Below are 12,771 nucleotides of genomic sequence, written 5' to 3'. Positions count from 1 at the left end.
GCCATGGCATATCAACTCAAAATTAAAATCCCTGAATTGCCAGAAACCACCAATGCTGCCAGGCATGCAAACGGGCATTGGTCGACACGCGCAAAAAAGGATAGAGGCCTCAAAATGGCCATTTGGCATTTGATCCTTGAGCAAGGCAAACCGAGGACGCCACTAGCGCGAGCCAAAGTCACCCTGATTCGGCACAGCTCAAGCGAACCTGATTACGAAGGTCTGGTGTCCTCATTCAAGCCAGTCCTAGATTGCCTCACCGAATCTGGTGTCATTGTTGATGACAACTGCAAGGTGCTTGGCATCCCAACTTATTTGTGGGGCAAAGCAAAGCCAAAAGCTGGTTACTCAGAGGTCATCGTTGAAGAAATCTCTGATGACTTCAAGCTTCCATCCTTCCGCCTGGAGGATGTTGCTCATGCTTAGTCTAGTAAGGGATAAACCATCAATTGATGAGTACACGCCGAGTGAAGATCGCTACAAATACGAGTCTATCCATGACCTGGTCAATCCGGGCAGTACCGTAGGTTTCGAGATCCTGAGCACCAGGCAATATGACCACTGGCTCCATCACGACCTTTCTACCATTCACAATATTGGCCAGATTGCTGCCGGCCTTGAAGGCATAGTCAGCATCAACATCTCTTCTGAATCCATATTGATGATCTCGGATGAAATGATGTACAGGGCCTCAAAGAACAAGCCTGGCCTTGTCATCGAATGGATTGAGGCCGGTTGCACGGCGCGCAAGGTACAGGAAGCTGCAGCACGCCTAAGAAGCTGGAAATCAAACTTCGACATTCGCCTCTCCATTGATGACATGGGCAAAGGCCAAGACGGCCTTGAGCGCTTCCTACTGACCAATCCTGATATCGCAAAGATCGATGGATCCATCATCCACGGGGCAAGGGAATCAGCCTCCTATCAACGTGTATTCAAAATGCTTTGCCAACTATGTCGCGATGAAGATGTGCCCACGGTCGCTGAGTGGATCGAAACCTCAGCAGATCTTGATTTGGCCATTGATTGTGGCGCCAGATATGGACAAGGCTTCTTGTTCCGTGAACTTGAAGGATAGGGACCAAAAACTATGAATGAAACTCTGCAGAATGCAGTAAGCAAGCTCAACCTTGGCAATATGCCTGATGTTTACACCTTGATCACCAATCTTGGTAACACCCTGGGGCCCATTAAAACGCTTATTGGGGCGTTAGCCTACTGCATTGGCTTGTGGGTCATCCTGGCAGCCATCCTCAAGTTGAAGAATGCAGCTGACGATCGTGGCCGTGACGACAATGTCATCATGAAGGTTGGTGTCCAAATCGCCGTTGGCGTGTGCCTGATTTACCTCAACAGCACGCTGGGCGCTCTTACGGTCACGGTCTTTGGTGATGGCAACTTCAACCCGTTTGGATATAGCGCTGGAACTGGACTTGAAGCAAAGGTCACAGCAGCTCGCAAGGTGTTATTCATGTTCATCGGGGTGGTCGGGGTAGCCGCGGTTGTTCGTGGCCTGTTGGTATTCCGTGGTGTATCTGAAGGCAGTTCAAATGAAACTGTATCTAAGGGATTCATTTTTGTGTTCTTTGGGGCGGCTGCTATCCACCTTGATTACGTTATTGACGTACTGAAAGCTTCTGCAGCAGGATGAGGGTTATCTACGAAAGCCTGATGGATGGGAGCACCGCCACTTCCTCCATCTCCCCTGACTTTACAGGTCAGGTAGCCATGAGTTACCAGAGATCTAGCTCCCAAACGCCACTGTGGGCGCTTTTCATTTCTTATAGTGAGGCTGAGTCAGCGGCCTGTATGGCTGCAAGCGTGACAATTGGTGGGTACTCAGAAGTGAGACTACATGAAGCTCATAAAGCCCCCGCTAATACCAGACTCTTCAATTCAGCCATCGACTGGCTATCAGCAATCTAATATTAAGGCTTGTACATGTTGGCCATTGCCGGCCTAACTTTTGGCTGAGGTTTTGGCTTGGGCACAAATGGAAGTGCATTTAGCAATAGCCTTGCGCATGCTATACGGTCTTTAACGAAGATATCCAGCCAATCACAGGCCTTATTGCCAACCATACTCCTAACTGGCGTGGCTCTGCGGCATGGTATATTCATTGCGTGCATCTTGCCTGCTGTAAAATCAGTAGCTTCTTGGCCAGCACGGCGACCATGTTTATCTGGGTCATCATTATCTTCAGCAAACAATACTGACTCAACACCAAGCGAGCTTAGGTAATCCAGGTGCACGCCTCTAACGCCATTGGCGGTATACAGAACATATACTGGCATGCCAGTAGCTGCTGACACCGCAAGGCCTGTTTCAAAGCCTTCCACAACAGCAACTTCTTTACTTTGGAACCTGGTGCGATCGCCAGCGATCAAGAACCCACCAGCACGGTCCCCATCGAAATGAGAACCCAGCATACGCTTTGGATCCTCGCCGTATTTCTCCGACTGGGAATTCAGAAATATCCGCTGGACACCAATCATTACCCCTTCTTTAGAAGGTTGGAATATGGGTAGCAGCAAGGTCGCGCCACCGAATTCACCCGGTACCGCACGGATCTGGCCAGCAATACGACTGATGGTGCTTTCTGGTATGCCACGTTTAACGAGGTAGCGTCTGGCTATCCTGGAGGCCATGGAGATGCGTGTGAGGTCTGTCCCTTTCCGCCACAAGTTCTGGGCATCACGCCTACGATCCTGGGCACTATTTTGGACGTTGATCTTGTCTGCGCTCACCAGCTGGATATCACCTGGCTTGTGTTCGAGCAGCTCCATGAGCTCATTAAAGTCTAGACGTTTGGCATTGTCTGGAAAATCGATAGCAAAACCGGCTGTAGCGTGAACAGAGACGTTGTATTCCCTGCTGCCCCGCCATACTGCAGGGATACGGATCCAGTCAGCGCCGTACCTTTTAACCTTGGCGCCATGCTTGTCCAGCGCATCCCAGAGAATTGATTCAACGTCGACAGGTTTTTTAACAGCCTTTGGTGGCGCCTTTGGCCTCTCAGGGGCAACAGGTGGTAAATCGCTTTTGGGGATTGGATTGGCAGTTGCAGCTCGAATAACTGCATGAGATGGTGCAGCCGGAATAGCCTGAGGTTTAGATTTGTTTTCTACTTCAGCGGGTGCTGGCACCTGAACCCTTGAAAATACACCCACAATAGCACCCGAATCATTGATTAATGTTGCTTATATTATACCACGTTCACACTTTTACTCGAAGCTAACTGTCATGCCGCGCTTGTCTTGGAATGTAAGAATGAAGTCATTGACTGCATTTAAGAGGCAATGGTGCCTTCCAGTTGCTGCTGAAGGGCTGAGGTCCCCAACATGGTTGACCACGTGCATACGAGCTTCTACACCCGCTTCCAGGGCTTCATTTATATGAGCTGGATTGTCGTCAAAGTGAGCAACTGCGCCAAGCTTACGCAAAATATGTTCTTTGGTACCACTGCAGACGTGGACAGGCACCATTGGCATGCCAATAGCTTCAAAGTTGTTCAATCTGGCAGGCAGGATCTCAGGCTCAATCATGGTTACAACATTCACCTGGTAGTCATGCTCCCTCAATAGCCGTATTGCTTCTACGGCGCCAGGCATCTCAGGTAATGATTCCCAAAGGTTTTGGGTGTTGAAATGATGCCAGACAGCATCCAGCTCATAAGGCTGCAGGCCATATCGATCGGCCAAAGGGTATTGATTCCTGAGCAAGGGCATAGACTTACCGAGCACATCCTGCATTGCTTGGGACCAAACCCTCAAAAAATCTACCAGGACACCGTCAGCATCAACACATACGACCCTATTCATCATGCAGTCCTAGCGGCATTCAACATTTGCTTTGTTCTGCGAATACAATCAGTAAGATTCATTTCCGCCTGGGGATTCCTGATAATTGATGATGCTGTGCTATCAACGTCAAGCGCCTCCAACTTCACAATGTTTTGTTCGTCAATTTGCTGATGAATTACCAGCTTCAAACTTTGAGCCAACAGGTATCGGGCTTCATCCTCACCATCATTGCTGGCCATGGATATCAACCTTGTTATTGCACTGGGAATATCTTTCGCATGTAGCGTGGTGATAACTAGGTGACCGTCAACGGCAATCCGCAACAATTCAGCGGCCGCAGCCTTGCTGCGAACTTCGCCAAAGAACAGCATTGACGAATTCTTTGAAGGGAAACTACGCAGGCTGATTTCAAGCCCTTTCTCGAAGCCTATCTCCGTCACATCCAGCTGTTCACAGTACCCATCCTCACCAACAAAACCTCGCAAATCGTACTCTGGTGGATCTTCCACTGTGAGCGCGAAACCGCCGAACATTTCCAGGCGCTTTCTAAGGGTGCTTACAGCAGTTGAAGTTTTGCCGCTGCCCGCAGGCCCCACTATCATGATGAGGCCACCGGTTTTGAGGTAATCTTCTGAACACAGCTTTGCCACATGGGGCTTACTGAAGGAGTGCTTATCAAAGGAGGGAAGATCATTGATAACACGGACAGCATATTTATCAGCCATCATGTGCTGTACACGGAACCGGCCTATGTCACCTTTTACGGTAAATCGATTGCGACCTGGATTAGCTTTGTGAATTGCCCTGATTTCATCGGCAAGGCGATTCACAAAGCTCACCATTGCATCACCCTGAACACGCACCTGGCCAGGGAACAGGACGGATTGCTCTGTGGGGCTTACAGTATCCACATGCAAATCTGTTACGTCTTCGAATGCAAAATCTTTCATTGATTTATTTCCTAAAAGCATTTCTATCTAATACAAAAAAGATAGGCCTGGGAAACAGGCCTATCTCTTGTAGTTGAATTACTTGGTGAAGTAATAATCGATCGTCAGATTTGCACCTGTGCATTGTGTGCCCAGAGCTGTACGGTTCATGGTGCCACCGAAAGGCTTCACATCCGTACCGCCCACTGAAATACGGGCGAAACCAGCTTCCGTTTGTGGAATGATGGTGGCACATTCATACTCAGGAACAGCTGTCTGGGTCATGCGGATCGCATCATCTGCAGTTGTCAACGTTGCTGGAGTCAGCGTCAGTGAGCCGCTCCAGCGGTTGGTTGCGGTGGTTGCATTAACAACGCGGTTTTTAGGCAAGGCCTTCATGCCAATGATTTCTGCCATGGTTGCACCGTTATAACTTGGCGCATTGGAATAGATCTTTTGGACATTAGTAGAAATTGTCTTAAGTTCACCAATTTCATCATTGGCGCGCATATCTGCCATGATGCGAGGCGCATTGATCACACCAGCCAGCAAGGCTAGAACAACCACAGCAACAATACCTACTTCAACCAATGTGAAGCCACCCTGACGCTTGGCGTTGATCAGCTTAGCCTTCAGGTTCAAATTCGAATTATGAAAAGTGTTCATTTACTGCCCCTTAAACAGGTTGAAAGAATTTCAGTTGATTGTTTATATAATACTACATACGCATTCTATGATTACATTAAAAAACCCAAGAATCAAACAAAATTTCTCAGGTTTTCTATCTGGGCGTTGGCTTAAACCATTTTTGCCCTGATTACAGTCTGGGCGTGCATACCTGTTTGCACCGTGCCCACGATGATCGTAACGAAAAGGATCCCCACCATAAACAACATAAGCATATTGATAGTCTGTGCTGATTTCGCGATTTTGGCCTCTGTACGCTCCATACTTTCCAGACCAATCATGTTCATGGCTTCCAGGAATGAAGAACGCTTGCCGTAGTCAGCAATACGGTCCATCACTTCTTCAGGCAAGGAACCAGTATCCAGCGCCTCTGCAGGTTCGCCAGCACGGCTATCAAGCCCTTTGATCATTTTGCGGATATGCCATTGCATCCAGGGCGTCGACATTTCCTGCAGCTTCACCAAAGCTTCCATGATGCCAGTGCCAGCCTTCATCAATGCAGCCAAAGAGGTCAGGAACATCGCACCGTTGTAATCACGGAACATGCTATAGCCAATCCAGTTGTCCACTACCACGCGCTTATCACCGTACCAGCGCTTGATTGAAAGCCCAAAACCCACGATGGCCAAGACTATGATTACACCGATGTAGATACCGTAATTCGCCACGATCTGGGATATCGGGTAAAGGATGCGGCCAGACAATGGCCACTCTTCAACCGGATAAATTTGAACCATGATTGGCATCAAGATGAAGGACATGAGGGCCAGCACCATGATGCCCAGGCCCAAAGCAAAGATTGGCCCAGCAAGCGCCATGATCATAGAGCTCTTCATTTTCTGCGCGGTACGAATTGTTTTGGACAAGAACTTCAAGCCCTCAGCCAAGCGGCCAGATGTCTCAAACGCAGAGATGATCATGAGGTCTGTTTCAGGCACATCACCCTTCAGGGCATTGGAAAGGCTGCCGGAGTCCAGACCTTCAATCCATTTGGCGTACATTTGTGCCCTACCCTTTTGGCCACGTTCAGTTGCACGCTTACGTAAATTGCTGAATTCGCTCACCAAGTCAGACTGGTCATCCATTGCCTTCGCCAAATCGTAGTAAAAATCTGCACGCTTTGATCTGAAGTTAAACAGCGCTAAATTCAATCCGAAACTCATTTCTACTTCCTTTCCACCAATTGATACATTTCCATAGGATCGAATTCATCTTCCAGGTGGCGTGGATCTACTAACCCACAAGCAACCTTGTAAAGGCCATGCTCAAATGCAGTTTTACCTGTCATGTCCGGGTCATCAAAACCCGAGACGCGGCGCGTACGCCAATACTCTTCAGCAGCCAAATCATCGCCATTACGGACCAGGCGGAGAAAATCGCGATCGGGCAGAATAATTTCAGAAGCTACTGTCCGGCCGTGTATGCCTGTGCCCCCGCAATGCGGGCATTTGTTATTCGCTTCATTCGCGCCGTACACATTTTTCCGCGAAATCCCGAACTTAGTTTCGAGCAACTCCAGGCGATCTTCCGGGACAATTTTCACTGCCGGAATCTTGCAGTGCTCGCACAGCAGCGGAATCAGGCGTTGAAATACCAGCGCGGAAATGAAATTCTTACCGGAGAGGGTTTGTCTGGTGAGGCCCATCGACTCAGACGACAGGCGGTCCAGAATCTCAATGGCGCTTGAGGTATGCACTGTTGTCATTACCTGGTGACCAGACTGAACCATTGTCTGCAGCATTTGGCATGATGGGTTATCACGTACCTCGCCTGCCATGATCACATCAGGATCCAAACGCATTAGGACCCGCATGCTTCTCAGGAATGGATTGGAGTCCGTGTCTTTGTCATCGCTTGAGCGCTGCACACTGATCTGCGACACCATGCCCATTTGGTATTCCACTGGATCTTCAATGGAATATGACTTCACCAAATGCCTGCGTGGCGACCTGGTCATCAAAGTCTTCAGGGTTGTAGACTTACCTGAGCCTGTAACACCTGCGACGATGATCACACCAACAGTTTTCCTGGAAGCCAGATCCAAATCCCGCACCTGGGTGGGCTCATAGCCCAAATCTTCCAGGCTCTTGGTCTTATCCTGGCTATCCAACACCAGCAAACGCATGACAACATCAAAACCACCATTAACAGGGGTGGATTGGTAACGAATGCGCACTGCCCTGTCATCAAGCATCACGACAACCGAACAAGATTGAGCAGAATCCTTGTTGAAGGCAGGCTCTGAACGGCTGCTTTGCTCTGCCTTCTTCGTGTAGATGTAACCAACCAATGTCGCCAACGCATCAGCGGGGTACTTCATGTATACACGCAGCTTGCCGTCTATCCGGAACAAGATAGCGCCAGTCCTATTGGCAGTATTGAAGCGTGGGCAAATATGGATATCCGTTGCGCGATCGGTTACAGCATCGAGCACGATTTTTTCTACTTGCTTCGTCAGGATTGGGTTTTCAACGTCCGCATCCTTCAGGGTCTCTTTATTCGCCCAGCGCGAGTAGAGAATCTGCAAGGTGCCATCATCAATCTTTTTCTCAGCAACAACCTTGTAGCCTTTTTGCTTCACATCCTGGGCAAGGGTCAGGTGATTGTTGTTCTGCCAAAAATCGGTGGTGACCAGTATTTGGTATTGTCCGAGATTCACTTCGATGGCTGCCATTTTTGTTTGCAGATGGGCAGACAAATGGAATAACCCGCCCTCAGCCGTGGCCACCGACCTATGCTCTGGAATTTCCTCAGCATTAGAGATTATGGGACCAGTGCTTGCCCGCACAGGCTTCACATCAGTGGCTTGTATAGCTTTGGGAGGCCTTGCGGTTACAGGCTTTGTAGACGCCTTAACTGCAGCGGGCTTCTTTTTATCGCCACGACCGAAGAGATTCGAGAACATGAATTAACGCCCGAAGTTATTTGAGCCGATAGAAGGGACGGGAGGCAGAGACTTGATACCTGCATCAAATGGTGCTGGTGCAGAGCTAGCTGCTGCCATAAAGATGGTTTTGGACTTCTTGCCATCATGCAGGACCACACGATCATTGCTCACCGAAGTAACTGCCCAGCCAGGAATGATCCTGCTGCCGGCTTCTACGATATAAGGGCGACCATCAACCTTAACCTCGGCCTTGAGAGCACCCATGCGACCAAAAATCGCGGAAAGCTCGAAATCATCAGGGTTGCTGAAGTTCACCTTGGATGACGCATTACCGAGTGGTACCACCGGCAAGTTTTGCATCTGGATCTGGTTGGACTGTTTTGTGCCATCCAGCTCAGACTGCTGTTTCTTGATCTCGACTTCGAGCTTCAGCTGCGCGAGCTTCTTCTTCATCGCAGAGTAATCACCGATAGTGAATACCTCTGTAGGTGCCTTGGCAGCAGCTTCCTCAGCCATTGCCGCTGGACCATGGAACATAGCCGAAAAGGCCAATGCGACCATCAGGAATCCATTATTTTTTTGCATAGTAGTTACCCTTCATACTGAATTTGATGTCAGCGTTTTCGACGTTGACTGAAAAAGACTTGAGAACCATGTTTGCAGGCAGATTGAAGGCATATTCAGCCAACCAGATCTCACCGCGCATTTCCCACTCACCAGCCGTCACCAGCACATCAGGGCTGATGTCACCCAGGGTCACGCCAGCAGGAATTCCGTAAGGAAGGCCATTCTTGAGGCTGATATTGAGGCCAGCCAATGAGGCATCCTGGATCTGGCTAACAAAGTTCTTCAGGTAATCTCGGATGGATGGCGATTCAGCAAGGCCAAAATTGCTGTCCTTTGCTGCATCAGGAAGCTTGACCTGGTAAGTGACCTTGCCCGCATCAAGAGACCACTGGGTATCTTCAGGGAGATTCAACTCTGAATTCAGCTCAAGATTGCTACCAATCTCGCGCTTCCAAGTCACTGTGCAGCTGTTCGCCACTTCAACATCACAATCAATGCGATCCAAGGCCCAGCCTGCGGAAACAAGCTGAATACCGTTGATAGCGTCTTGCAGCTCAGCCCAGCGAACAGCAGCTGGCGTACCAGATTTGTTCGTTTTAATGGCTTGAACATATTGATCGCTGGCCGACACTTGCTGAGCCATGGCAGCCTGCCTGGCAGCTTCTTCGCGCGCAGCCTTGTCCTTGTTGTAGACATAACCGCCGCCGACACTACCGAGGATCAAGACAAGTGTCAGGATCTTTGGCAGCGTGAGCTTGAAGCCAGGTACGGCTCGAATTTCATCATCACGACCGCAAGCGAAGGCAATATCTTCAATGTTCAGGCCTTCAGGTTCGCCACTCCAGTTACCGTATGTGGTGATTGAGTAATCAGAAAAGCTGTGCTCTTCATTGATGAAACCAGCCACCTCACTGGCAGGCATGACCTTATCCTTGCCAACCATGGGTAAACCGTTCTTGATACGGCAAACCCATACGAGGTCATCCTCAAAGCGCCAGATCATCATGCTGTGATCTTGAACGCCATCCATAGAGGCAAACGCCTGCGCTGCAGAGTAAACCTTACCCTTAAGGTCAGAAGCATCCAGGTTGATTGGCAGGCCAATCAGGGCATCCTCAGAGTGACCCTTGGTTGACCTTGCATAAGAAGTAACCTTGTTGTCCTTGGCCAGCTCACGGATTTCATCCGCTTCGCGACCAACCCTCTTAAGGGTGGACCACATCATCCCAAAGGCAAGACGGGTATTCTTCTCGCCTACGGAACGAACGAACATGGTGGTGGCAGCCATGGATTAGTTATCCTCGATTACAGGGGTAATCATCATGACCAGGCCTTCTTTGCGCCCCTTGCCAGACAACGAGCCTTGCAGCCAGCTATTACCGCCCTCGGTCAGCGTGCGCTTCTCATACTGATAATTCCAACGCTCAAAGCCGCTCAGGATGATGGTTTCGCCAGAGCGCGCAGTTATCTTCTGCTGGAACTGTGTACTGGACACTTCAGGCGCCTGGATCGACTGTTGGTTTGCGCCTTGGCCGGATGAAATTGTGTTGATGCGCTTCAGCTCAGACATATCGATACTGAACTGCACAGACACGGAGCCATTGTCATTAACCGTAGGCAGCAGGTTGATGATGTAGCCAGTGGTCACCATGCCTGGAGTAAGGCCCGGCACGCCGCCCGTACCGCCACCGACCATTGCAGCTACAGGTGTTGTCGCTGCCAGGTAACTTACCTGCTCAGTGAGCGCCACTGGAACTGGCTGACGATTCTGGGTAACGGCCGTAGTCGTATGGGAGACGCTACCAATCCCGATACCGTTCAGAGCCTTGATCATGGCCTCAGTACCATTCCAGCGCGCCAGGCCGCTGGAGCCAGTTGCTGTAATCTTGAAACCCAGGCTGCCAGCTTCTTGGCCGACCAAGGATGTTGGTGTGGCGAAGTTCAAGGACCAATCTGGATTCAGCAGGCTATTCAAGCGACTGAACACCACGTTCCAGTCAGCACCATTTTCATAGTTCTTGCTCAAAATTACGTTGAACAGCTCAACACGCATGCGCACCTGGCGGTTCAGTGTGCGATTCTCGTTTTCGATGTATTTACCGACCACATCCACCACATCCTTACTATCAGTGACAGTAATCGTGCCGGTGCTCTGGTTGATGGACATACGACCCAATGGAGACAACATGGATGAAACAGCTGTTTGCACCGAGGTCCAAACGGAGATGTTAGTGGTCATAGTGACCGCAGAGTCAGCGCTGAATGAAGCATTGCTAGCACTGTTGGAGCCTGTGCCGCTGCTTTGGTTGCCAGCCTGAGTTGAGCCAGATTTGCCGATCTTGGAGCTGTATACCGAATCGCCAGGCGTAGTCTTCAGTGTGAATGTACGGGTGGTTACACGGTAGAACTCGATGCGACCATCGCGATACTCCCAGCTGAGCGTAGCGCGAGAGGCAATACGGTTCAGGAAATCTACCAGCGTGCCCTGGAAGTTGAGCTCCATTGTGGTGGAGAAATCGGAGGCGATGCTGCCATTGATAGAACCATCCTGGGCCATCCCCAGCATTTGCATCTGCTCTTGACCTTGCAGGGTGCCAGCCACAGCAGTGGTATTAGTTGAGTTCGAAACGTTGGCGCCGTGCACGAAGCGAGCCAGTGGCACATAGGCATCAGGCTTAACAAAGACCGGAATGCCCGTCACCATGGTTATACGTTCAGCAGCAGTTGCGATATTGACCCGGCCGGGGAAGTTAAAGCCCCAGGAAGCATAAAACGCTTCAGGCAGCACGACATCGCTGGAAACAGGGATAGATTTGGCGCCAATCCACTTGCCCTTGAAGGACTTCACAAGCGTATTGGATTCATCCATCTGTTTCTTGACCGTGCTATTCAGCTCGGCAATCTTCTTGTCATTGTTTGCGTAGCTGGCATCAGCCTCCTTACGAGCCAATGGCTCCAGGGCGCAGCCAGTCATTGCTGTCGTCAGCGCAAGCAATAACACCGGGGCAAAATGCTTCTTCATGATGAGTCCTTGTTAATTAGATGCGAGCTTGCACTTGTTTGCTTCACCCATACGCACAATGCGCAGGGCACGATTTTCATCGTAGGCACAAGCTTCAACGGGATAGTCGCTGCCACGAAGAGACTGCATCACCTCTTCAACTGCAGACTTAAATTCACCCTGGTACTCGATGTCATAAGGAATCGGGAAATCAACGGCCACATCCCAATCGAGCTGCCAGTTATTGGATTTCGACCAGCGGGAAAGCGCGGTGCGAACAGTTTTGTCAGCCAGCGCGAGCTTCCATACTGGCTTAGGTGCTGGAGGAGCTACCTTTTGAACCTGTTTTTCCAGGCTCAGGGTGCTTTGATCCCAGTCCAGGGTCGCCGCTATCCCGGAGGTGCGCAGCAGGTTGCCCAGGACAACTGTCCAGTCATCCTGGCCATTGCCACGCCAGCTGGTAGCGGAAAGCAGGTTGATGTTGCCATCGTTGTAAATGGAGAAGCTTGTAGGTACCAGCAAGGACAATGCATCACGCAAGGGCTGGCCATTCACCATGCCCTTTGCCGGAGGAATGATTGCAGGCTTACGGCCCACTTGATTCAAGCCACCAATCAGGACTGCTTGCTGGCGAATAGTCGCCTTGGGGGCTGCAGGTTGCAATTGAGCTACCTTTTGCGCAACTGGCTTCGCAACTTCTTTCGCAGGCTCTTCAGGCGCATCAACCACCTCAAAGCCCGCAAACGCTGATGCTGGCGCTATCGCACCAAGAATTGCAGCTACAACTAAGTTCATCTTCCAACGGTTCATAATGTTCAACTCCTTCTCTTATGAGGTATATTATACGCAATCTTTAAGCAAATCCAGAAAATTATAGTTGATTACCAGCTAGCCCCG

General features: G+C 50.1%; 13 protein-coding genes. 3 read left to right on the top strand and 10 right to left on the bottom strand.

Going from position 1 to position 12,771, the window contains the following annotated elements; genetic code table 11:
• The first annotated feature begins 3 nt into the window (after positions 1-3).
• The 3 genes from ACKF11_RS13735 to ACKF11_RS13725 are packed head-to-tail and all read left to right on the top strand — an operon-like array spanning position 4 to position 1,651.
• Entirely contained in the window at positions 4-426 is a 423-nt protein-coding gene (locus ACKF11_RS13735) for a RusA family crossover junction endodeoxyribonuclease (protein ID WP_407997535.1), read from the top strand.
• Positions 419-1,078, top strand: coding sequence for an EAL domain-containing protein (locus tag ACKF11_RS13730; protein ID WP_407997534.1), 660 nt, complete (start codon positions 419-421; stop codon positions 1,076-1,078). Before ACKF11_RS13735 ends, ACKF11_RS13730 begins: the two co-directional genes overlap by 8 nt.
• Positions 1,079-1,090: 12 nt before the next feature.
• A complete protein-coding gene (locus ACKF11_RS13725; RefSeq protein ID WP_407997533.1) occupies positions 1,091-1,651 on the top strand; it encodes a hypothetical protein in 561 nt (186 codons plus the stop codon).
• A 277-nt stretch (positions 1,652-1,928) separates the two neighbouring features.
• Here ACKF11_RS13725 and ACKF11_RS13720 read toward each other — a convergent pair whose 3' ends face one another.
• The 10 genes from ACKF11_RS13720 to ACKF11_RS13675 all read right to left on the bottom strand — a co-directional run bounded on the left by ACKF11_RS13720 (position 1,929) and on the right by ACKF11_RS13675 (position 12,684).
• A complete protein-coding gene (locus ACKF11_RS13720; RefSeq protein ID WP_407997532.1) occupies positions 1,929-3,170 on the bottom strand; it encodes a toprim domain-containing protein in 1,242 nt (413 codons plus the stop codon).
• Between the two features lie 54 nt (positions 3,171-3,224).
• Positions 3,225-3,824, bottom strand: a complete 600-nt coding sequence (locus ACKF11_RS13715; RefSeq protein WP_407997531.1) for a 5' nucleotidase, NT5C type — start codon at positions 3,822-3,824, stop codon at positions 3,225-3,227.
• Positions 3,821-4,774: an ATPase, T2SS/T4P/T4SS family gene (locus ACKF11_RS13710; RefSeq protein WP_510338918.1), complete on the bottom strand. Its 954-nt coding sequence runs from the start codon at positions 4,772-4,774 to the stop codon at positions 3,821-3,823. The genes ACKF11_RS13715 and ACKF11_RS13710 overlap by 4 nt, the downstream gene beginning before the upstream one ends.
• A gap of 57 nt (positions 4,775-4,831) precedes the next feature.
• Complete coding sequence (locus tag ACKF11_RS13705; protein ID WP_407997529.1) at positions 4,832-5,398, bottom strand: type 4 pilus major pilin; 567 nt, start codon at positions 5,396-5,398, stop codon at positions 4,832-4,834.
• Between the two features lie 131 nt (positions 5,399-5,529).
• On the bottom strand, positions 5,530-6,582 hold the full coding sequence (locus ACKF11_RS13700; RefSeq protein WP_407997528.1) for a type II secretion system F family protein: 1,053 nt from the start codon (positions 6,580-6,582) through the stop codon (positions 5,530-5,532).
• A 2-nt stretch (positions 6,583-6,584) separates the two neighbouring features.
• On the bottom strand, positions 6,585-8,324 hold the full coding sequence (locus ACKF11_RS13695; RefSeq protein ID WP_407997527.1) for a GspE/PulE family protein: 1,740 nt from the start codon (positions 8,322-8,324) through the stop codon (positions 6,585-6,587).
• A gap of 3 nt (positions 8,325-8,327) precedes the next feature.
• Positions 8,328-8,891, bottom strand: a complete 564-nt coding sequence (gene pilP / locus ACKF11_RS13690) for a type IV pilus biogenesis protein PilP (protein WP_407997526.1) — start codon at positions 8,889-8,891, stop codon at positions 8,328-8,330.
• Positions 8,878-10,161, bottom strand: coding sequence for a type 4b pilus protein PilO2 (pilO2, locus tag ACKF11_RS13685; RefSeq protein WP_407997525.1), 1,284 nt, complete (start codon positions 10,159-10,161; stop codon positions 8,878-8,880). Before pilO2 ends, pilP begins: the two co-directional genes overlap by 14 nt.
• Positions 10,162-10,164: 3 nt before the next feature.
• Positions 10,165-11,895 (bottom strand): secretin GspD/PilQ domain-containing protein, encoded by a 1,731-nt coding sequence (locus tag ACKF11_RS13680; RefSeq protein ID WP_407997524.1) that lies wholly within the window; start codon positions 11,893-11,895, stop codon positions 10,165-10,167.
• A gap of 12 nt (positions 11,896-11,907) precedes the next feature.
• Positions 11,908-12,684 (bottom strand): toxin co-regulated pilus biosynthesis Q family protein, encoded by a 777-nt coding sequence (locus tag ACKF11_RS13675; protein WP_407997523.1) that lies wholly within the window; start codon positions 12,682-12,684, stop codon positions 11,908-11,910.
• Positions 12,685-12,771 lie beyond the last annotated feature (87 nt).

This window comes from Methylobacillus draconifructus, from assembly GCF_045984385.1.
Lineage (GTDB): Bacteria > Pseudomonadota > Gammaproteobacteria > Burkholderiales > Methylophilaceae > Methylobacillus > Methylobacillus flagellatus_A.
This window is presented reverse-complemented; position numbering and strand designations above follow the sequence as displayed.